Source organism: Neptunicoccus cionae, from assembly GCF_014643735.1.
In the GTDB taxonomy this organism is placed as follows: domain Bacteria; phylum Pseudomonadota; class Alphaproteobacteria; order Rhodobacterales; family Rhodobacteraceae; genus Amylibacter; species Amylibacter cionae.
In genome coordinates this window covers 249,114-269,216 of record NZ_BMKA01000001.1, presented here as the reverse complement: position 1 = coordinate 269,216, position 20,103 = coordinate 249,114, and the positions used below count along the sequence as shown (strand labels likewise).

19 protein-coding genes are annotated in these 20,103 nt (G+C 55.9%); 8 read left to right on the top strand and 11 right to left on the bottom strand.

The features are described from left to right. Positions 1 to 61: 61 nt before the first annotated feature. On the bottom strand, positions 62 to 2,356 hold the full coding sequence (locus tag IEX10_RS01185; RefSeq protein ID WP_188670132.1) for a glycosyl hydrolase family 28-related protein: 2,295 nt from the start codon (positions 2,354 to 2,356) through the stop codon (positions 62 to 64). A gap of 155 nt (positions 2,357 to 2,511) precedes the next feature. Continuing rightward, positions 2,512 to 2,922 carry a DUF4864 domain-containing protein gene (locus IEX10_RS01180; protein ID WP_188670130.1) on the bottom strand — a complete coding sequence of 137 codons (411 nt, stop codon included), beginning with the start codon at positions 2,920 to 2,922 and terminating at the stop codon, positions 2,512 to 2,514. A 139-nt stretch (positions 2,923 to 3,061) separates the two neighbouring features. On the opposite strand from IEX10_RS01180, the gene IEX10_RS01175 reads away from it, so the two are divergent. Beyond that, positions 3,062 to 3,544, top strand: a complete 483-nt coding sequence (locus tag IEX10_RS01175; protein ID WP_188670128.1) for a HugZ family pyridoxamine 5'-phosphate oxidase — start codon at positions 3,062 to 3,064, stop codon at positions 3,542 to 3,544. A 129-nt stretch (positions 3,545 to 3,673) separates the two neighbouring features. On the opposite strand, the gene IEX10_RS01170 is transcribed toward IEX10_RS01175, so the two are convergent. Next, positions 3,674 to 5,320, bottom strand: a complete 1,647-nt coding sequence (locus tag IEX10_RS01170) for a lysine--tRNA ligase (protein ID WP_188670126.1) — start codon at positions 5,318 to 5,320, stop codon at positions 3,674 to 3,676. 101 nt (positions 5,321 to 5,421) lie between these two features. Between IEX10_RS01170 and IEX10_RS01165 the strand changes: the two genes are divergently transcribed. After that, positions 5,422 to 5,853 carry a tellurite resistance TerB family protein gene (locus tag IEX10_RS01165; protein WP_188670124.1) on the top strand — a complete coding sequence of 144 codons (432 nt, stop codon included), beginning with the start codon at positions 5,422 to 5,424 and terminating at the stop codon, positions 5,851 to 5,853. A gap of 4 nt (positions 5,854 to 5,857) precedes the next feature. Beyond that, positions 5,858 to 6,547, top strand: a complete 690-nt coding sequence (locus IEX10_RS01160) for a glutathione S-transferase N-terminal domain-containing protein (protein WP_229678385.1) — start codon at positions 5,858 to 5,860, stop codon at positions 6,545 to 6,547. Positions 6,548 to 6,633: 86 nt separating this feature from the next. Here the strand turns inward: IEX10_RS01160 and IEX10_RS01155 are convergent, their stop codons facing one another. Next, on the bottom strand, positions 6,634 to 7,500 hold the full coding sequence (locus IEX10_RS01155) for a calcium-binding protein (RefSeq protein ID WP_188670120.1): 867 nt from the start codon (positions 7,498 to 7,500) through the stop codon (positions 6,634 to 6,636). A gap of 291 nt (positions 7,501 to 7,791) precedes the next feature. Between IEX10_RS01155 and rpsO the strand changes: the two genes are divergently transcribed. The 4 genes from rpsO to IEX10_RS01135 all read left to right on the top strand — a co-directional run bounded on the left by rpsO (position 7,792) and on the right by IEX10_RS01135 (position 12,866). Next, positions 7,792 to 8,061 carry a 30S ribosomal protein S15 gene (rpsO, locus tag IEX10_RS01150; RefSeq protein ID WP_188670118.1) on the top strand — a complete coding sequence of 90 codons (270 nt, stop codon included), beginning with the start codon at positions 7,792 to 7,794 and terminating at the stop codon, positions 8,059 to 8,061. An 82-nt stretch (positions 8,062 to 8,143) separates the two neighbouring features. Then, on the top strand, positions 8,144 to 9,358 hold the full coding sequence (locus IEX10_RS01145) for an MFS transporter (protein WP_188670116.1): 1,215 nt from the start codon (positions 8,144 to 8,146) through the stop codon (positions 9,356 to 9,358). Between the two features lie 185 nt (positions 9,359 to 9,543). Continuing rightward, entirely contained in the window at positions 9,544 to 11,667 is a 2,124-nt protein-coding gene (gene pnp / locus IEX10_RS01140) for a polyribonucleotide nucleotidyltransferase (protein ID WP_188670114.1), read from the top strand. A gap of 140 nt (positions 11,668 to 11,807) precedes the next feature. Continuing rightward, on the top strand, positions 11,808 to 12,866 hold the full coding sequence (locus IEX10_RS01135) for a hypothetical protein (protein WP_188670112.1): 1,059 nt from the start codon (positions 11,808 to 11,810) through the stop codon (positions 12,864 to 12,866). A gap of 13 nt (positions 12,867 to 12,879) precedes the next feature. On the opposite strand, the gene IEX10_RS01130 is transcribed toward IEX10_RS01135, so the two are convergent. The 5 genes from IEX10_RS01130 to IEX10_RS01110 all read right to left on the bottom strand — a co-directional run bounded on the left by IEX10_RS01130 (position 12,880) and on the right by IEX10_RS01110 (position 16,904). Then, a complete protein-coding gene (locus IEX10_RS01130; protein ID WP_188670110.1) occupies positions 12,880 to 13,731 on the bottom strand; it encodes an alpha-1,2-fucosyltransferase in 852 nt (283 codons plus the stop codon). Further along, the gene (locus tag IEX10_RS01125) at positions 13,728 to 14,303 is read right to left on the bottom strand and encodes a CatB-related O-acetyltransferase (RefSeq protein WP_188670108.1); all 576 of its coding nucleotides are present in this window, start codon (positions 14,301 to 14,303) and stop codon (positions 13,728 to 13,730) included. The genes IEX10_RS01130 and IEX10_RS01125 overlap by 4 nt, the downstream gene beginning before the upstream one ends. Next, positions 14,296 to 15,030, bottom strand: coding sequence for a glycosyltransferase family 25 protein (locus IEX10_RS01120; protein ID WP_188670106.1), 735 nt, complete (start codon positions 15,028 to 15,030; stop codon positions 14,296 to 14,298). The genes IEX10_RS01125 and IEX10_RS01120 overlap by 8 nt, the downstream gene beginning before the upstream one ends. Beyond that, positions 15,015 to 16,058, bottom strand: a complete 1,044-nt coding sequence (locus tag IEX10_RS01115; protein WP_188670105.1) for a glycosyltransferase family 4 protein — start codon at positions 16,056 to 16,058, stop codon at positions 15,015 to 15,017. Before IEX10_RS01115 ends, IEX10_RS01120 begins: the two co-directional genes overlap by 16 nt. Before the next feature lie 192 nt (positions 16,059 to 16,250). Next, positions 16,251 to 16,904, bottom strand: a complete 654-nt coding sequence (locus IEX10_RS01110; RefSeq protein WP_188670103.1) for a peroxiredoxin — start codon at positions 16,902 to 16,904, stop codon at positions 16,251 to 16,253. A gap of 207 nt (positions 16,905 to 17,111) precedes the next feature. Between IEX10_RS01110 and IEX10_RS01105 the strand changes: the two genes are divergently transcribed. Continuing rightward, complete coding sequence (locus IEX10_RS01105; protein WP_229678384.1) at positions 17,112 to 18,284, top strand: lytic murein transglycosylase; 1,173 nt, start codon at positions 17,112 to 17,114, stop codon at positions 18,282 to 18,284. Here the strand turns inward: IEX10_RS01105 and IEX10_RS01100 are convergent. Together IEX10_RS01100 and IEX10_RS01095 are read right to left on the bottom strand one after the other, a co-directional pair. Beyond that, a complete protein-coding gene (locus IEX10_RS01100) occupies positions 18,281 to 18,709 on the bottom strand; it encodes a hypothetical protein (protein ID WP_188670099.1) in 429 nt (142 codons plus the stop codon). The genes IEX10_RS01105 and IEX10_RS01100 overlap by 4 nt on opposite strands. Further along, positions 18,709 to 20,076, bottom strand: a complete 1,368-nt coding sequence (locus tag IEX10_RS01095) for a GMC oxidoreductase (protein WP_188670097.1) — start codon at positions 20,074 to 20,076, stop codon at positions 18,709 to 18,711. Before IEX10_RS01095 ends, IEX10_RS01100 begins: the two co-directional genes overlap by 1 nt. Positions 20,077 to 20,103: the final 27 nt, after the last annotated feature.

Sequence of the window (20,103 nt, the reverse complement as noted above, 5' to 3'; positions counted from 1 at the left end):
TGATTGCGGCCCGCCCTATTTCGAAGGGCGGGCCAAATCTCCAGCATATGCAAAAGGGTGCCTAGATCGTGTCGTCACACCGAACAGTTGCCCGCACAGTCCCCTTTGCAGCCTCCGACCAATTGATATCAAAGCTTTTTCCGTCTGTGCCAACACCTCCCTCGCAGTAGGGTTGCGTGTAGATTTTGCTGTTAGACCCGTTCCGGATGGCACCGTCAGGCACCAACGCCGTCACGTATCGGGCCTGCCCGTCAAATGGCATGTGCTGGTTCAAACTGGTGCGCCAACTGTCATCCACTGCGTTGCGACTGACCTCTACCGTGGCCGGGTTCATAAACGGAGCATCCACGTTGTTAAACGTATTTCCCTCCACCGTAATGTTGCGAAATTTGCTGCTGTCCAAGGTGGCAACGGCATCATCCACCATCTCTACCCGCTGCAAGGACGGGCCGTTAAACGCTTTGAACACGTTGCCACTGATGTTCAGCCCATTGATAAAATGCCCTGTCCCGTGGGGTTTTAGCGAAAGCCACCGAAACCAGGCAGCGGTGCCGGAAGCTGTGAAATGGTTGCCTGTGATCGTCAGCCCGCCAAAGGAAAACCCGCTGGTGATACTGGGGGTGGCATCATGTTCATTCGTCCAATCGATAAAGGCGTTGTCCACATAATTTCCAACGACAGTCATCTTCGGGTGGTTATTGGTTATGACGATCCCCGCCGACCGGATATTGCCCCCGGTCGCATCGTCCTGAAAGAAATGGTTGCCGGAAACGATTGCACCGGACCCGCCGATCACGGCCCAATGCAAAAACCTTAACGCCCTGTTATGCCGCAATTTCAAATCGTTACTGTTGCAGTTAAAGCCGATACTTTCGCGGTTGGACACCGCCAGCGGCTGCTCGTTCGACAACCATTGATTGCGATCCAGCATCATTCCTGCACAGCCCCGCCCCGCAGACGTCAGCCCGCGATCTTTGGGAGAGGTGAAAAAGCAATCTTTTACGTGGAAAATCAAACCGGTATCGGCAAGCAGGACACCGCTGGAGCGACCGTTGCAGGCGAATTCCATATTCTCTAACGTAAACCGCGCCAGACTGGTGAATCCAGAGAAATCGAGCATATATTTGAATCGCGTAAAGGTATAACTCTGGCTCGTCGGGGCAGCCCACAGCGGGTTCGACAAGGTGATTTTCCCAGTCCCCACATCCACGTTTCGCACATAGATTTCCCGCCCGACACCGCTGCCCGTCACCAGCGATCCCGCCACCACTCCCGCAGGATTAGGCACACCGGACAGGATATAAGGGTCTTCCGCATCATAAGTCGCGGTGCGCGTAACTGAACTGACATCCCAATCCGCACTGGAAGACGCCGCAATCCTGCCATTCCGGATCACCCGCCGTGTAGAATAAGAGCTTTTGTTCCCCACTGCTGCCTGCACATCAATCGGCGCGCTGATGTCAACAGACCGCCCTTGCAGGTCAAGTGAATCGTGATCGGTAAAGTTAAACAACGCCTGTACCGCCTTCTTAAATGCCAGTTCCTCGTCCCCGAAAGCGGTGAAATAGGTGGGATAATCAAAATTTTGTAAAAGTTGGAAAAGGGCATCATCAGGCATCTCAACCGTGCCATGAAAACGTATTTCAGATGCAATTGTGATAGAACTGTTAAGGTAAAAAACACCGTCCGGCACCAAAACCGTCCGCCCGGCGGCCACCGCATCCGCAGCTTCAAAGGCAGCCACGTTATCGGTGCTGCCATCCCCCACAGCGCCAAAGTCAGTTACATCGACCACGTCCAGCATAGAGCGTGTGTAAATGCTGCTCACGTCCTCAATAATCAGATCATCGATCCGCACCACACCATCATTCACACCCGTCAGATCAATGCCGAAATGCCCGAAGACGGCTTCATGCCCCCAGACCATATCCACCCCACCCCGATCCCCAGAGCCGACTATTGCCGAGATCTCAACCACTTCACCATAATTTTCAAGCGCCTTGGAAGGCCCCGTTTCAACCACACCTAAAAGATGGTTCCCGCCACTTTTACCCGCCCACGCGGCAATACGTACAGAAGGTAGCGGTCCACTCACGGCCTTCACTCGCGCCCTTATCTGCCAATAACAGCCAGGCTCTAACGGCGTATCACCGGTGTAGCGCAAGCTCTGGGTACTGTTGGTTTTCAGCAGTTCAAGGCAGTCGCCAAAGTCCGCATCCGCGGCGATCAGGGTGGCGTTTGCGGATCCATCGTACGTGTCGGTGCCCGGCGTACCGTCCTCGCTCGACCAGACGTCCAGCCCGAAATTGAACGCCGGGGGCATCAGTTGCAAACCGTCAGTTAATGCTTTGTTCATATTAGTTCCTCTCAAATCCCGCGGATAAGCAAAGCCGTCAAGCTGGGCGCAAGACGGTTTAAGCTGCATGCGGCGCAATTCACCGCAACCAAACTGAGAGTTAACAAATTGGACTAAACAGGATGTGACCGCGGCGTGCGGAGCCGTAACGGCTTTTACACGCCGACCGCTGGCGAGCGTTCAATACTGACACCACTTATTTGCCATCGGCCATCAATCTGCGCCATAGAATACCGTGCGATGTAATATTGTCCCTGACCGTCCATGATCGAAACATATTGCTGCAGGACGCCATCTTCCTCTCGCAGGTCTTTGAATATCACTTCTGCGGGACGATGGACCATTGGATAACCGCGCTGCACCATCACGCCAAAACGCTCCGGTGTGCGAAAAATCTCTTTGATATTTGGTGCAGCGAAAGTGAAGGCGGTCTCGAAATCATCCTTCAGGAAAGAGTCTATCTGAGCCCCGATCACCGATTCAATATCGCTGTTTTGGGCCTGCGCTGGTGCAAACGAAAGGAAACCAACCATCGCCAGTGCGGCAAAAAAGGTGAAAACGCGCATCTTGAACCTCCCCTATAATTGCATAAAAGTAGCGCGCCGCAGAGCACAGTCAAACCGCCCTTGATCGTCGCATCGAAAACCGGCATCACTATCAAAGCCGTCAGAGCCATCCCCGACTTACAAAAATCAGGTGCGCTTCATGCCCCAAGACCCCATCCGCCCAACGGACGCAGAGGCGATCACTCTTGCAAAGTCCCTGATCCAAAACGCGAAATTTGGCGCTCTTGCCGTTCTTCCCTCCAACAGCCGGACCCCGACAGTAACGCGGGTGGCCATCGGCACGACCCCCGCTGGCGTTCCGTTAACACTTATCTCGGACCTATCCGAACACACCAAAGCCCTGCGCAGCACCCCAGAATGCGGCCTCCTGCTCGGAGAACCTGAAAGCAAAGGCGATCCACTAACGCACCCGCGCATATCCATTCAGGCACTGGCAACTTTCGTGGATAGGTCCGGCCCCGAGCACAAAGCAATCCGCGACCACTATCTTCTGACCCACCCCAAATCAAAGCTCTACATCGACTTTGCCGACTTCAACTTTGTGACATTCAAAATCGCCTCCGCCGCGCTCAATGGTGGATTTGGAAAAGCCTACCAGCTGACGTCAGCGGACCTCAGTTAACCCATCAGCTTCTTCTGGCCAAAAATATCCAAAATAACGCGGGCGCAATCACGCCCAATTCCACCAAAAAGGGCGATGAGTTCGCACCCGTCGCCCCGCATTCTTTCACAATCAGAACAGTCTTGGATTTTAACCAAGCTCGCCTGCTAGTCCGGCCTCGATCAGTACAATGGTCTCATCCACGCCGTAAAGCGCTACAAAACCACCGAACCGAGGCCCTTGGGACGCGCCGAGCAGCACCTCGTAGATTGCGGTGAACCAATTGCGCAGCGGCTCAAAACCGTGGTTTTTACCAACGGCAAACACGATAGATTGCAAATCATCCGCATCGCTGTAGTCAAGCGAGTCAACCGGCCCGTCGCCCTTACCCATTGCCGCGTTTTTCTTATCGATCATCGCCTTGGCAACACTCTCATCCCGCAGGGCAGCCGCAAGATCTTCCAGTGCGGCCCGTTCCTGATCGCTTGGGGCGCGAAATTTTTTGTTCGGCTTTACGAAGTCGTGGTAGTAGCGCACCGCAAATCCGGCCGCAGCATCAAGGGTGGGGTTCGTCTCCGGAGTGGCCTCTGGCGCGTATTTTTTGATGAAGCCCCAAAGCGCATCCTTGGTTTCCGCGCTCGACACAGAAGCGAGGTTCAGCAACATCGCAAACGGCACCACCATATCGCTCTTTGGAACATCCGCGCCGTGTATATGAAACACTGGATTATTCAGCCGCGCGGCTGCATCCTGCGTTTCATAGGCTCGCAACTGCTGGTGGTATTCATCAACTGCCTTTGGAATCACATCAAAATGCATCCGTTTCGCGGTTTTTGGCTTAAGATACATGAAATAAGCCAGAGATTCCGAGGACGCATAGGTCAGCCATTCGTCAATAGACACCCCATTGCCCGAAGTTTTCGAAATCTTGTGCCCGTCTTCGTCAAGGAACAATTCGTAGGTGAAATGCTCCGGCTTGCGACCGCCCAAAATTTCACAAATACGATCATATATGGGCGTATTGGTGGAGTGATCCTTGCCATACATCTCAAAATCAACATCGAGCGCCGCCCAGCGCGCACCGAAATCCGGCTTCCACTGCAGCTTCACATTTCCGCCGGTGACAGGCAGCGTGATCTCTTTACCATCCTCATCGTCAAAGGTGATCGTGCCGTTCTTGCCGTCTACATGCTTCATTGGGACATAAAGCACACGTCCGGTTTCAGGATGGATCGGCAAAAAGATCGAATAGGTTTCACGGCGTTCTTCACGCAGTGATTTCAACATCACCTTCATCACATCGTCATAGCGTTCTGCTGCGCGCAGCAAAACCTTGTCAAATTTACCGTCACGGTAAAATTCGGTGGAACTGATGAACTCGTACTCGAACCCGAAAGTATCAAGAAATCGATTCAACATTGCGTTATTGTGGGCGCCGAAACTGTCATGCGTGCCAAAGGGATCAGGCACAGATGTCAGGGGGCGTTGCAAATGCTCGGTCAGGCTTTCGGCATTTGGCACATTACCGGGCACTTTGCGCATTCCATCCAGATCATCAGAAAAACAGATCAGGCGGGTCGGAATATCCGACATGACTTCAAAGGCGCGGCGCACCATTGTGGTGCGCGCCACTTCGCCAAACGTGCCGATATGAGGCAGGCCGGATGGACCATAGCCGGTTTCAAACAGCACATACCCCTTCTCGGGTGGCGCCTTTTCATACCGTTTCAAAATCTTGCGGGCTTCCTCGAAGGGCCATGCTTTAGAGCTCAGAGCAAGATCGCGAAGGTCAGACATTTTTATCATCCGGTTTTAAAGGGGTTCGAAGCCCACTCCCTATTGCCCCAGCCCGCTTGCGTCAATATTATCAGACCGATTAACCATTAAAGGGCGAAAGCATGACCCGCACCACCCCGACAGACAGCCTTTGGAACCTTCAGGACGGGCTCGTGGCGATGATGATTGCCACTTCAGTCTCTGACGAACTGATCCGGACCGCTGAATTGCTGTCGATTGAACGTATCGTTAACCACCTGCCAATCTTCGGCGTCTATGATGCTGACAGGATTCGCGGCATCGCCCAGACCGTTTTCGATCTTCTGGAAGAAGAAGACGGCCTTGATGCGTTGTTTGGCATGGTACGGGACGCGATACCCGAAAAATTCCACGAAACCGCCTACGCGCTCTGTTGTGATGTGGCAGCATCTGACGGGCGATTGCGCGAAAGTGAGCTGCGCTTTCTGGAAGAGACGCGCTACGAATTGAACATCGACCGGTTGCATGGTGCCGCGATCGAGCGTGGCGCGCGTGCCAGACATCTGTCGGATTGACCCAGTGACCGCTCCGCTCGATTTCTACTATTGGCCCACGCCAAACGGCTGGAAAGTATCCATCTGCCTGGAAGAAATGGAACTGCCCTACACAACCCGAATGCTGGAAATCGGCAAGGGCGCGCAGTTCGAGCCGGAGTTTCTGGCGATCAGTCCGAACAACAGAATGCCAGCCATCGTCGACCACGACACAGATGCCGCGCCGGTTTCCGTGTTCGAAAGCGGCGCAATCCTGTGGTACCTCGCCGAGAAGACCGGAAAATTTATTTCCACCGAGCCCGTTTTGCGCAAAGAAACGCTGGAGTGGCTTTTCTGGCAGACCGGAAATCAGGGCCCAATGGCTGGACAACACAGCCATTTTCACAATTACGCTCCTGAAAGCGAACAAGACGGATATGCGGCAAAACGCTATGCTGGTGAGTATATGCGTTGCCTCGGTGTGCTGGAACGCCGCCTCAACGGACGGGATTATATCGTCGAAGATTATTCCATTGCCGATATGATGTGCTGGCCTTGGGTGCTCATCGGTAAGGCAATGGGGCTGCCGTTAGACGATTATCCCCGCGTCACCGCATGGCGGGCACGCATAAAAGATCGGCCAGCAGTGCAAAGAGGCGTCAATCTTGGCAAGGACAACCGTCCGAACCGCCCCCACACGGAAGCCGAACGCAACATCCTCTTCGGTCAACAATAGGCTTGCAGACGCTCCGCGACCCATAAGCTCTTTTTGGTTCAAGTATCCAATTCCCGCAGGATCAGCACACCCTTCCATTGCAATTGTTAAACCAGCTTTAACTCCACATCCTCAAGCCGGATCCCCTGCCCGCCCGGAACGCGCATCACCTCATATCCGTCTACAAAGACCGAAGCCCCTGTTCCATCGGCAAATTCCTGAACCTCCACCTGAAAATCCGACAGATCCTGCGTCCCTTCGTGGCTGTCGATCTCTATACACAAGATGTCCTCCGCCGGATTGAAATCCGCTATGACAGGGGCATCTTCCACCCAGGTATTTGCATACGCAGTAAAACGGTCCGCCCCCTCCCCGCCGTAAAGTTCTGCCGTGCCGTAGGCGTGAAGATCGTCGTCACCCGACCCGCCGTAGACAAGGTCGGGATCATCGCTATCGCCACTACCCACAGAGATAAGCCTGTCGTCACCTACCCCGCCATAAACGGTGTCGGTCGCGATGCCGGTGTCGATCACGTCATCACCCGTATCGCCGTGTATTTCCGATTGTCCGTGGCCACCGGTGATCCGGTCATCCCCGTCCCCGCCGTAGATCAGCGCATCATTGTCACCGTCCCGGATCGTATCATCCCCATCGCCGCCATAAAACACGCTTTGGCTGTCACCGTCGAAACCACCCTGCAGCATGTCATCTCCGGCACCGCCGTAAAGTTCCACATCGCCGTGCCAGTCGGTCAGCAGGTCATCTGCGCCGGTGCCATAGGTCGCATCGCCCGAACTTTCAGCCACGAGCCCTTCTTCGCGTGCGCCTTCTGGCATCAGAAGGCTGGTGTCGATTGGCAAGTTTTCTTCGCGGTCATCCCCGTCCGTGTTTGCTTCGGCATCGTCATCGGCAACAGCACCGCCCAAGGCGGAACCCGCCAACCCCAGCATAGAGAGAATGAGAACTTCGATCATAACACACCCGATTAATACCGCTATCACGCGCCAAGCTGAAGGCGCCGCGTTTCGTTTCAATAACAGAACAATCCAGAAACATACAGCATTTCAAAGACTTATGGTTAATGCGCCTTAACCACAGCGCGGCCAAATAGGGTGCCCCCCCCCACGTTTCACCCTTTTTCCTTTTCTTTCCGGTGATTCCCGCCTATAGACCCCCATCCGCCATTCGGGCGGTGCCTCCACGGGCCCTGCTGGACGACATCCCGGCTTGTGCCATAACCCTTTAACCTTATAAAGGAGACCCCGATGTCGATTACTCCAGAGCTTAAAGCTCAACTGATGAAAGATTACGCAACCAAAGAAGGCGACACAGGTTCGCCCGAAGTACAGGTTGCTATCCTGACATCCCGCATCACCACGCTGACAGAGCACTTTAAAACCCACAAAAAAGACAACCACTCCCGTCGTGGTCTTTTGAAATTGGTTGCTCAGCGTCGGAAACTGCTGGACTACACCAAAGACAAAGATCTGGCCCGTTACCAGGACCTGATCAAACGTCTGGGCATCCGCCGCTAAGGCACCAGCCACTTACTGATAGGAAACGCCGCACCGTGTTATCACGTTGCGGCGTTTTCCGTTTGGGGGTAGCGTCCGCCAAATGACCCGTAGAATTCGATTTTCTTTGCAATCATTTATAGTAATTACAATTTGTGTCTTCCTGTTTGGAATGGGCCAGTTCCACCGCGCTGCGGGTGCGATTGTTGCTCCGGTCTGGCAGGATGAATACCTGCTGACGGCGGATCAGCTTGGTCTGGTGATTTCCGTAATCTTCATGGTCAATATCGTTGCGCAGGGGTTTATCGGCTCCCTGCTGGATCGTGTCGGGCCACGCCGGATCATCAGCCTGTTCCTGCTAATCCTTGCCTTTGGAACGCTAGCCTGCACTTTCACGTCCAGCTTCACCACCCTGATCCTCGCTCGTATTCTATTGGGGCTTGGCCTGTCTGTGGGCGGCGTTGGCATGTATATGCTGCTGGCGCGAAATTTCCCGGCGAGCCAATTCGGGTTCCTTAACGGACTGATGGTGACACTTGGCGGCTTTGGCGGCTTGCTGGCCACCTATCCGCTGGCAGTAGGGATAGCGCGGTTTGGCTGGATCAACGTCTTTATCGGCCTGTCGGTCTTTACCGCCGCCTTCGCCGCTGCGGTCTTCCTTGTCACCAAAAAAGACCCCGTTGACCAACCCGAACACAGCGGCCCTGCCCCCGGTTTCCTTGGCCTTATAAAAGACGACAGGGTGCGTCCCGTTCTAATCATGTCCTGCGTGATCTGGGCACCGATAACCGCGATTACCGGCCTCTGGGGTGGCCCATATTACAAAGCCGTCCACGCGCTGTCATTGGAGGAAACCGGCCTGTTCCAGATGCTGTTCTTCTGCGCAACCATGGCTTCTGGCATGACTTATGGCTTTATAGATCGTTGGGGCCGGTTCTCCCGCTATAGTGTGATCCTGACAGGTGCTCTGACTTCGGTTGCCAGCCTGTCCGTTCTTGCCCTGACTCCAGATATGCCGCTTTGGGCCGCAAACGTCCTGTTGTTCGTAATGATCTTTGCCCAACAGTTTTACGTACCCCTGATTGCGCAGCTGCGCCAAGTCGTACCTGACGCCGCGATCGGGCGCGCCACCAGCCTTTATACCATCATCGCAGTCGCTGCGATTCCAACCTTCCAGACCCTGTTCGGCGTGGTTATCCAGCAAACAGCCAACTTGCCCGCAGAGCAGAGCTACCGGCTTGGCTTTGCCTTGATGGCAGCGATGGTCGTTACCCCGACTCTGCTCTTTACCTTCTCCAAAGCGGCAAAGCAGCCCTGATCCGTCCACAACACACGAAACTGCCCTTTTGCTTTCCTTTTGAGCCAAGCTGCTGTATGGGGGCGCATCTGAAATGCAGTGATACGGCCCCGCCGCTGCAAACGATGGTACGGGGCGGGATGCAATGGGGCATCCAAACAACTAAGGCTATACGGGAAGGCCCGGTAGCCTAGACAGGAAAAAGTATGTTTGACGAAGTCAAAAAATCAATTGAATGGGGCGGCGAGACGCTGACCCTTGAAACAGGCAAAATCGCACGTCAGGCCGACAGCACAGTTATCGCCACTCTGGGTGAAACATCTGTTCTGGCCGCTGTTGTGTTCGCCAAAAAAGAAAAGCCGGGAATGGATTTCTTCCCGCTGACCGTGAACTACCAAGAAAAATACTACGCCGCCGGTAAAATTCCGGGCGGTTTCTTCAAACGTGAAGCCCGTCCAACCGAAAAAGAAACACTGACTGCGCGTCTGATCGACCGTCCGATCCGCCCTTTGTTCATTCCAGGCTTCAAACACGAAACCCAAGTGACGCTGACTGTTCTGTCCCACGATCTGGAAAACGACCCGGATATGGTTGCAATGATCGCGGCGTCTGCTGCCCTGACCCTGTCCGGTGCGCCCTTCAGAGGCCCAATCGGCGGTTGTCGTGTTGGTTATGTTGACGGCGAATATGTGTTGAACCCGACTGTGGACGACATGCACGAGCTGCGCAACAACCCTGAGCAGCGCCTTGATCTGGTTGTTGCAGGCACCAAAGACGCCGTGATGATGGTTGAATCCGAAGCTTACGAGCTGTCCGAAGCAGAAATGCTCGGCGCGGTTCAGTTCGCCCATGACTCCATCCAGCCGGTGATCGACCTGATCATCGACATGGCCGAAGAATGCGCCAAAGAGCCGTTTGACTTCCAGCCAGCTGACTATTCCGACATCCTCGGGAAAATCACTGCCATTGGTGAAGCTGACATGCGCGCCGCTTTCGGGAACACGGACAAACAGGAACGCACCGCTGCGATTTCCGCCGCCCGTGAGAAAATCATCGAAGGTCTGTCCGAAGAAGACCGCGAAGATGCCAACCTGTCCACCGCGATGAAAAAGCTGGAAAGCTCTGTTGTGCGCGGCGACATCGTCAACACCGGCAAACGTATCGACGGTCGCGACCTGTCCACCGTGCGCCCGATTGTTGGTGAAACCGGCATCCTGCCACGGACCCACGGTTCCGCCCTGTTCACACGCGGCGAAACACAAGGTCTGGTTGTGACCACTCTGGGCACTGGCGACGACGAGCAAATGATCGACGCGCTGACAGGTATGTTCCGCTCCAACTTTATGCTGCACTACAACTTTCCGCCCTATTCGGTTGGTGAATGCGGTCGTATGATGGGCCCGGGCCGTCGTGAAATCGGTCACGGCAAACTGGCTTGGCGTGCGCTTCAGGCTGTGCTGCCGGCGGCTACAGATTTCCCATACACCATTCGCGTTGTGTCCGAGATCACTGAATCCAACGGTTCCTCCTCTATGGCGTCAGTCTGTGGCGGCTCCTTGTCCATGATGGACGCGGGTGTTCCACTGAAAGCACCTGTTGCGGGTGTTGCTATGGGTCTGATCCTTGAAGACGACGGCAAATACGCTGTTCTGACAGACATCCTTGGCGATGAAGATCACCTCGGCGACATGGATTTCAAAGTGGCTGGTACAGAAAACGGCATCACATCCCTGCAAATGGACATCAAAGTTGCCGGCATCACCACAGAGATCATGGAAAAAGCGCTGGACCAAGCCAAAGACGGCCGTCTGCACATCCTGGACGAGATGAACAAAGCTCTGTCCGAGACCGGTTCCTTCTCCGAGCATGCACCGCGCATCGAAACCATCAACATCAATCCGGAAAAAATCCGCGAAGTGATCGGTTCCGGTGGTAAAGTGATCCGCGAGATCGTTGAAACATCCGGCGCAAAAGTCGATATCAACGACGACGGTGTGATCAAAATCGCCTCTTCCAACGGTGCGCAAATTGAAGCCGCCCGCGAAATGATCATGTCCATCGCGGCAGAGCCCGAAGTAGGCACCGTCTACACCGGCACTGTTGTGAAGGTGATGGACTTTGGCGCATTCGTGAACTTCTTTGGCAAACGGGACGGCCTTGTGCACGTATCCCAAATGGCAAACGAGCGTGTTGGCCACCCCAAAGACATCGTTTCCGAAGGTCAGTCCGTAAAAGTCAAACTGATGGGCTTTGACGATCGTGGCAAGGTTCGCCTGTCCATGAAAGTGGTCGATCAGGAAACCGGCGAAGAAATCGCTGCTGGCGAATAAAACAGCCCACGCCAAAGCATCTTTGGCGTTCTGTTGCAAATTTCCGAAAGGCCCTGCAATCGCGGGGCCTTTTGTTTGTGTAGGTCGGTGACTTTCGGCGCTATAAGGGGACGAACCCCGACCAAACATTCGAAACGACTATGACCCCACACGCCCATATCCTGACAGACATAGACCCGCGCCTGTTTCTCAAACAGACCAAAGGGAAGCAGCCGGAGTTTCAGGGGGTGCGATTTACCTTTGGGCTAACGGTTGATCCCGCAGCAGATGTGCTGATCCTCTACACGCGTGCGTCATGGTCGCTGCAAACCACCCTGCCCCGCGCCCGCAGCTTCTTTGTTGCCGGAGAGCCAGAGGAGATCCACCCTTATTCAGCCGCCTTCCTCAACCAGTTCGCCGCCGTTGTAGCACCGGGGGAAAAGCCGCTAAAAACCGAACGGCTCAAGCACAATTACTGCCTCCCGTGGTTCGTTGGGGTGGATTTCTCCAACCTCGACTCGGCGCTTGGCTATGACCACTTCAAAGCGCTTCAGCCCCCAGCCAAAGATGACAAAATCTCCATCGTAACCAGCACCAAGGCCAGCACGGAATATCACCGCAAACGTTTGGCCTTCATCGAAGTGCTGAAAGACAAAATCCCCGATCATATTGAACTCTACGGCCGTGGGTTCAAACCGATAGACGACAAAATGGACGCACTGCTGCCCCACAAATACCACCTGTCTTTGGAAAACGGTGCCGGTCGCTACACGTGGACCGAAAAGCTCTCTGATCCGCTGCTCTGCTGGGCGCTCCCGTTTTATGTGGGCTGCACCAATGTGGCGGAAGAACTGCCTGCCGACAGCATCGTGCCGTTGGACATGGACAACCCTGAAGCGGCCATTAACCGGATGATGCAAGCTCGGAGAGAAGACCTGTGGTCGGACAGGCGGGACGCGCTTGGTAAGGCCCGTGAATTGTTGCTGGAAGAATTCAACACGATGAGCCTGTTCGCACGGCTTACAAAACAGGCGATGGCGACACCCGCCAAACCTGCAAAGACGCGGATGATCTACGCCGAACGGGCCTTGCCCCCCGAAAAAGGCAGTCGGGGCAGCCTTCCGGGCATGATCCTGCGGCGCGGCATTTCCACACTCGCCCCCGGTTTCGATCTGCACATGGCCCGCCTGCGCAAACGCATGAAAGAAAAACGCGGCTGAGGGTGCAGCGCGCTTAGATTGTTAACCAGCCATCCGGCAGAATGTCCGGATTGCTTTTGTCCGGATCTGCATACCAACGGGTCGGCGCGACCACCATCTTGGCCGGATCTGGGTTCAGCCACGCCCCCCACCATGAAAACGACGAATTGGCGATGATATGGTGCTGACAAGCCGCCATCAGCCGCAGATCTTCATAGTTGGTGTTGCCGTCATTGTGGCCGACGTAACGCACCTCGAATGGCAGCTCCAAATGCTCCGCGACCCAAGCCGGATCATCAGAAAACGCATAGATTACAGGCGCGTCCAGCTCCTCAGCAATGAACCCCGCCGCCCGTTCGTAATAAGCCAGATCACAGGTGCCGTGGGCCGCATTATATTTCTCATTGCTGACGTAATCGCCGCGCCGGATATGCAGGGACACAGCCGTACACCCGGAAATCTCTTCCAGCATCTTGGCATTTTGCGCATTGGGCGGGGTGATTATCTGCAAATCCTCGCGAATCTGCTCCGAGCAATCTGCAAAGTACCGTTCTGACTGCCAATATCCCTTAAGGTGCGTGTTATCCCCGAGGCTCTCAAAAGCTGCATCATACCCCAAAGACGCTTCGCGATAAGACTTCATCCCGCCCCCGCGGAGCACCTTAGCCAACGCCCCGAAAACACCATCTTCCCGAGCTGGTGGCAAATTTACAGGGGGTACCGTCGAAATGTTGAAGTGATCCAACCCGACATTAAAAGCCTTTGGCCGGTCATAATCCCGCAGGTCCAGCGACAGGTCGACACCGTGGCGCAGCCCCAACGCCCGACCGGCGCAATATTGGAACAACTGGTTGCCCAACCCTCCGCGAATACGGGTCGAAATCATGCCTCTGCCTCCAGCCGTTTTATTTCTACGGCAGCAGCTTCACGGTCCAGCTTCCACCACTCGCTCGCCGTAATCATCTGTTCTCGCTCCGGCGCAAACCGTTTACGGATGATCCGTGCCGGACTGCCTGCGACTACGTCGAAGGGCGCGACATCCTTTGTCACCACCGAATTGGCGCCAACAACTGCGCCGTTTCCAATCCGGACGCCCCGCAAGATCACACATTGCGCCCCGATCCACACATCGTGGCCAATCTCGCAAGGGTTGGCAGTAAGTTCTGCAAACGCATCCCGCGCAAATTCCGCCGAGGTCGACACCGCGTCAAGATCGTGCTCACCCGGTCCAATGATCACACTGTCCGCAATCGAACAATACCGCCCGATACTCGCCACCGAAACCGAGCAGTTATTCCCGAGATAGCTGTAGGCCCCGATTGCGCTGTGCTTGTCGAGATAGCTGCCACGCTGGATCTTAACACCCGTACCGATTTCGGCACGCAATGACACCCGCCCGCTTTTAATCCGCGTGCTATGCTGCTTGTTAAACAGCCATCTACCAAGGGGATTAGCCATTGCTACTACGTCCTTTCACAGCCGCCCGATAGCGTGCCCGTTTCCATTCCCGTTTGATCTTTTCCGCAACGGGTTTGCGCGTGGATATAGTGCTCCCGCCGGATTCCGCCGTACGATCCTCTACACCCGATGGCACAACGCAACAGAGATGCAAACCGGTGAACCAATGGCTCTGCAAGAATGTGTCCACAGGCCGGTCCACCTGTTCGGTCAGGGACAGCAATCTGACCGCTGCCGCGTGGCTTACCATCTGCGCTGACGTGCGCAAGGGCGTAACCTGCGGCCGAACGATTGAAACAGTGTCGCCCTGCGCAATCATCTTTGTCTTGGGCTCAGGCACCGGGCGCACCTGAAACTGGATATACCCCAGCTCGCTAACGTGCTGCGCTGCAAAGGCTGCCGCCGCTTTAAACCCGTCCACCAGTGCCACGTCATCCTCAAGGATCAGGGCCGCATCCAAACCTTCATCCACGATCTGTTGCCACGCGCTACGGTGACTTAGAAAGCACCCGAGTTCTCCTGCATTCAGAGGAAACGGATAACGTGGCCTGAAAATGGGGCGATCCGCAAGGACGCGATCCTGTTGGTCAGATGACAGAACGCTACCTTCGACCGCATCAATGATCCGCGCCGGATAAGCTGTACCCGAAAGCAACCCGTCCACCTGCGCCCGCCGTCCTGTGGCGCGGGCCAGATGGATGATCAGGGTTTCTATCCGTTCTGCCATAATGCCTCGTAAACCTGCGCAATTCCTGCGGCTTCACCTTCGATGCTGTAATGACCCCGCGCCCGTGCCACTGCGGAGTCTGACATGCGGGAAAGGGTTGCGGGGTCTGACAGCAGCCGGTTAATTTCGACCACGGCACCGTCCACATCCTCTTGCCCTATCACAGAACCCGCTGCACCTTTGCCACTAAAGGCACGGTAATAACCTGCATTGCTCGCCACAAAGGGGGCGCCAGAGGCCATCGCCTCAAGCGGGGTCATCCCGTAACCTTCATACCGCGGCAGAGCCACCAGCAGGGAAATTCCGCGCATCAAAGCGGGCAGCTGTTCGGGTGGCAGTTCCCCCACAAAAAGAATGCGATCCGACAGTCCGGCTGCGGCCACGCGATCCTTCAGATCCTGCTCGAAACTGCGATGTTCCCGCGCCGCGCGACCGACAACCAAGGCCACTGCATCAGGGTGCTCCGGCAGGGTTCGGATCATCGCATCGACGAACAGATCGGTGCCCTTTTCAGGACGCACGCGCCCCACCGTGGCCAGCCCGACACGCCCCCCATAGCCAAATGCATCCCAATCCGCACTGCGATCCTGTCCGGCGGAAAACCGTTTAGTGTCAACACCGTGGGGCACAACAGCCCGAACATGGGGCACAAAATTTGCAGCCTCTGGCGTCGTCGCAATCACCGCATCCATACGATTGATTAACCAACGGGGATAGGCCGAATGAAATCGTTGCGCCGCTGAAGTAAAGACAATCTTAATCGGGCAGCGCAGCACGTCCCGCGCCCAAATCGCCACCCGCATTTCAGGATTACGCCGGACGTGCCAGATCGCAAAATCACGCCCCTTGGGCGGCGTTTTGCTGGCGGCAATCGCAGCTTTCCGGCTGATGGGTGCCGGACATTCGGGCAATGGCTCTCCGACAAGTGCCAGATCAAACTGCCCTTTCTGCACCCCGACAATCCCCGCCGCTGTGGCCGAGACTCCGGTGAAGTTCGGATTGAAATTGGTGACGAACAGCTCTGTCACACGGCCCCCTTTGTCAGCGCTGCTTTCCTTTGGCACATCGCCGGATCGCACAGACGTTAACTGTCTCTATAAGCCAGAGTATTCGGGGGCGCAAACAGGGGATGGCCTGCACGTTCCAGGCCTTACAGGAACAAGCACGCACAAAGGTATGTCGGACGCAGCGGCAATTACCGCCGCGTCCATAACCGGTCTTTAGCTTGGCAATTTGGTGGTGCGCAGGTACGGCAACACGGTATTGAACTCGCCGAATTTCGCCTTCGCATCTTCGTTAGACACAGTTGGCGGGATGATCACATCTTCGCTGGTTTGCCAGTTCGCACCAGTCGCAACCCCGTGTTTCGCGGTTGTCTGCAACGCATCCAGCGCGCGCAGGATTTCGGCAAAATTGCGCCCTACCGTCATGGGGTAGGTCATCGACAGTTTCAGCTGCTTGTCCGGCCCGATGATGAACACAGACCGCACAGTCGCGCTGTCTGCCGGTGTGCGCCCGTCGGGCATATAGGCTTCGGCGGGCAGCATATCAAAGGCCTTCGACACTTCGAGCCCTTCATCGGCAATGATCGGAAACCCTGCGGTCGCGCCTGAGACTTTCTCGATGTCACCTTTCCACTTCTTGTGCTCTTCCACACCGTCCACGGAAACGCCCATCACCTTGGTGCCACGTTTTTCCCATTCATCCGCCAGCTGCGCCACTGCGCCGAATTCTGTGGTGCAGACGGGGGTAAAATCCTTCGGGTGAGAGAAAAGGATCGCCCAGCCGTCGCCAATCCAGTCATGGAACTGGAAGGTCCCCTGATCCGTTTCAGCGGTGAAATTCGGCACAACATCGTTAATACGCAAACCCATGATCTACTCCTGTGTTTTGGTTCGTTTGACTACAGTTAGGGATGCCGCAAGGGAAAGTTCAAGGCTGAAACGTGGAATGTGATGCCGCAGCCTGCGGCGTTGCTGTCTTTTGCCGACAGATGCACTAGGTTCCGATTTAACTTGCGTCGCAGCGTCAGCCTGTGTTCCTTCGCAACAAATTTTCACCCGTTTAGGATGGTCCGTTTTATGAAATACCTTTTGGCAACCGCTTTGATCTCGTCACTCGCCACCCCTATTTTTGCACAAACGTGCGGGGGATCATTCAGCAGCTTCCTCTCCGGCGTCAAACAAGAGGCTGTGGCAAAGGGCCATAGTCCAGCCTCGGTAGACAGTTTTCTGGCCAAGGCGCGGATGGACCCAAAGGTCATCTCAGCGGATCGCGCGCAAGGTGTGTTCAAGCTGGATTTCACCGATTTCGCCAAGCGGGTCATTAGCGCGAACCGTATGGCCAAGGGGAAATCGAACCGCCAGAAATACGCTTCCGTGTTTAACCGCATCCAAAGCACCTTTGGCGTTGATCCTGCTGTTATGCTGGCCTTCTGGGCGCTGGAAACAGACTACGGCGCGGTTCAGGGCGACTTTAACACGCTGAACGCGCTTCTGACGCTGAGCCATGATTGCCGCCGCCCCGAATTGTTCCGACCCCAGATCTTCGCGGCCCTGACCCTGTTTGAAAGAGGCGATTTCTCTCCGGCGAAAACGACGGGTGCTTGGGCCGGAGAAATCGGTATGGTGCAGATGTTACCTAAGGATATCATCGAACGGGGCGTGGACGGAGACGGCGATGGCCATGTCTCGCTAAAAACTTCGGCTGCGGATGCGCTGATGTCCGGTGCCAACGTGATTTCCCATCACGGCTGGCGGCCGAACGAACCGTGGATGGTCGAAGTGACTGTTCCGCAATCCCTCGACTGGGAAAATACAGGTCTTCACACCAGCCGCAGCGTGGCGGACTGGGCCGCCGCTGGCGTAAAAGCGCGCGGTGTGAAAATGCCGGATGGGGGGCTGCAAGCCTCTTTGCTGCTGCCACAGGGGCGCAAGGGTCCAGCTTTCCTCGCATTGCCTAACTTCAAGGTTTATCTCGAATGGAACCAGTCGCTGGTCTATGTGACTACCGCCGCCTATTTCGCCACCCGCCTTGCAGGTGCGCCCCGCTTTAACGAAGGCAACCCCGAGCCGGGCCTGTCCGACGGCCAGATGAAATCCCTGCAGAAAAAGCTGAAATCCCGAGGCTATGACGTGGGAAAAGTGGACGGTATTCTCGGCGCGAAAACCCGCGATGCGGTCCGTCAGGAACAAATCCGCCTCGGCCTGCCAGCAGATGCCTGGCCGACCCGCACCCTGCTATCAAAGCTTTAGACCGGCGCGTTGAAATACGACAGCTGGTTGGAACACGGCGCGCCGTGGGGATCGAAAAACCCTGTGTATTCTATAGGGTCTCCGGTTTCTGCGGCGGCAATCACAGTGGTCGACATTGCAAAACGGTGGACCATAAATGCCTCGATCCAGTCTTCGCTGTCGAACCCTTCGGGCAGACCATAGGCCCCATCCATAAAGTACAGCGTGTTTGCGGTCTCAAGCTGGGTTTCGCGGCGCAAGAATGACTCTGCATCGGCAAGGAACGGCTCGATGACATCATGGGGCAATTCGCGCCCGTAAGCCCGCAGTAAGGCAGCGCGTCCGATTTCAGTGAACCCTTTCGGGCGAAAGCTGAAAGCCGCAAGCCCCGCAGCGGCGACGACCGCCCCGCCAGAAAGCAGCACCGCTCTGCGAGATATGCCCATCACACCGCCCTCCCCGCACGCAATGACAAAGCCGACAGCGTCAGCGTCGGGTTCGCTGCCGGTCCGGTCGGGAAAGCCCCCGCCCCGAGCGCCAGAAGATTGCGCACTTCGTGGCACTTCAGTTCCGTATCAATTACCGAGCGTGCCGGATCAACGCCCATCCTATGTGTGCCTTGAATGTGATCTTCAGAGATTAGACGCGCGCTTACACTCTGTCCTTCGATATCAAACGGCAAAACCTCCGGCAGCTTGGCGACCGCCGCATCCAACGCTTTGAACGCATAGTCCGTATGACCGCCCCATTCGGTTATCACCTGATCGTCCCGCAGGACCACACGGTTGTCGGCCACGGGCAAATCCTCGGCAATCAGTTTCAGGCGCAACCGTTCCATCCAACGCCCTGCCTCCGATCGGATCGCAGCTGGCGCATTGTGGTTTTCCATCAGCACCGCACCATATTCCGCCCGATGCGCCCCGTCATACAGATCGTAGCCGTGGCCGGTGATCGAAGTCCCACCATAGTAGTTTTTCTGCCCCGCCCCAAGATCGAGCAACACCGTCACCGCCACCTGTTCGTGCAAATACCGGCCCAGCACCTTGGATTGCAGACCGGATCGCAGCAGAATACCCGCGTTCCAGATCGCATTGGTGCCGAGCGCGATAAGATCGCCTATTAGCAAATGTTCAGCGCCCGTTGCATCGCGCACCAGCACCCCTTGGGCGACAGCCCCCGCCACATCCACCGCGCGCACTTCGGCGCCCAGCAGCAGCGAAACCCCGTCACGAGCGAACAGATCGACGCTGTTTGGCACCGAGAATTTCGCATCCACCGGACAAAGGTCGCAAATCCCGTTCACACAACACTGCGCCCGCCGCCCGCCGTTGGAACGTGCTGTGGGTTGTGCGAACCAGTTCGTTGAGTGGGCCTGCAATGCCACATCCGTGCGGCTCGGCGCGTGGGGCGGAAAGGGGAACGGGGTGCTGCGGGGCAGGATATGATCGGACCCGCCACCGGCGATCTCCATGACCTGCTCCACTTCGCCGTACAGCGGCTCCAGATCATCATAGAACAGCGGCCAGTCCACTCCGACCCCGTAAAGGCTGTTAAGCTTGAAGTCATTGGGATGAAACCGCGGCGTGCAGGCCCACCAGCAGTTGGAATTGCCGCCAAACAACGTATGCGCCTTCCAGCGCTTGCGATAGCCTGAACGGTTGTCGACCGCGATGTCTTCATCCACGCGGATATTGTTTTTCAACTGGTCGGCATGGAGTTGAATGCCGCCCTTTTCCACCACCAGAACCCGAAGGTTCTCGGGCAGGCCACGCAAAAAGAACATCGCGGCAAAGCTGGAACCTGCGATGATCACATCCCAGGTCTGCGTCTTAGCCTGTGA

Excerpts from the sequence above, each read along its gene's own strand:
- IEX10_RS01185 (WP_188670132.1), bottom strand. The coding sequence starts at position 2,356 with ATGAACAAAGCATTAACTGACGGTTTGCAACTGATGCCCCCGGCGTTC.
- IEX10_RS01180 (WP_188670130.1), bottom strand. The coding sequence starts at position 2,922 with ATGCGCGTTTTCACCTTTTTTGCCGCACTGGCGATGGTTGGTTTCCTT.
- IEX10_RS01175 (WP_188670128.1), top strand. The coding sequence starts at position 3,062 with ATGCCCCAAGACCCCATCCGCCCAACGGACGCAGAGGCGATCACTCTT.
- IEX10_RS01170 (WP_188670126.1), bottom strand. The coding sequence starts at position 5,320 with ATGTCTGACCTTCGCGATCTTGCTCTGAGCTCTAAAGCATGGCCCTTC.
- IEX10_RS01165 (WP_188670124.1), top strand. The coding sequence starts at position 5,422 with ATGACCCGCACCACCCCGACAGACAGCCTTTGGAACCTTCAGGACGGG.
- IEX10_RS01155 (WP_188670120.1), bottom strand. The coding sequence starts at position 7,500 with ATGATCGAAGTTCTCATTCTCTCTATGCTGGGGTTGGCGGGTTCCGCC.
- rpsO (WP_188670118.1), top strand. The coding sequence starts at position 7,792 with ATGTCGATTACTCCAGAGCTTAAAGCTCAACTGATGAAAGATTACGCA.
- IEX10_RS01145 (WP_188670116.1), top strand. The coding sequence starts at position 8,144 with ATGACCCGTAGAATTCGATTTTCTTTGCAATCATTTATAGTAATTACA.
- pnp (WP_188670114.1), top strand. The coding sequence starts at position 9,544 with ATGTTTGACGAAGTCAAAAAATCAATTGAATGGGGCGGCGAGACGCTG.
- IEX10_RS01135 (WP_188670112.1), top strand. The coding sequence starts at position 11,808 with ATGACCCCACACGCCCATATCCTGACAGACATAGACCCGCGCCTGTTT.
- IEX10_RS01130 (WP_188670110.1), bottom strand. The coding sequence starts at position 13,731 with ATGATTTCGACCCGTATTCGCGGAGGGTTGGGCAACCAGTTGTTCCAA.
- IEX10_RS01125 (WP_188670108.1), bottom strand. The coding sequence starts at position 14,303 with ATGGCTAATCCCCTTGGTAGATGGCTGTTTAACAAGCAGCATAGCACG.
- IEX10_RS01120 (WP_188670106.1), bottom strand. The coding sequence starts at position 15,030 with ATGGCAGAACGGATAGAAACCCTGATCATCCATCTGGCCCGCGCCACA.
- IEX10_RS01110 (WP_188670103.1), bottom strand. The coding sequence starts at position 16,904 with ATGGGTTTGCGTATTAACGATGTTGTGCCGAATTTCACCGCTGAAACG.
- IEX10_RS01105 (WP_229678384.1), top strand. The coding sequence starts at position 17,112 with ATGAAATACCTTTTGGCAACCGCTTTGATCTCGTCACTCGCCACCCCT.
- IEX10_RS01100 (WP_188670099.1), bottom strand. The coding sequence starts at position 18,709 with ATGGGCATATCTCGCAGAGCGGTGCTGCTTTCTGGCGGGGCGGTCGTC.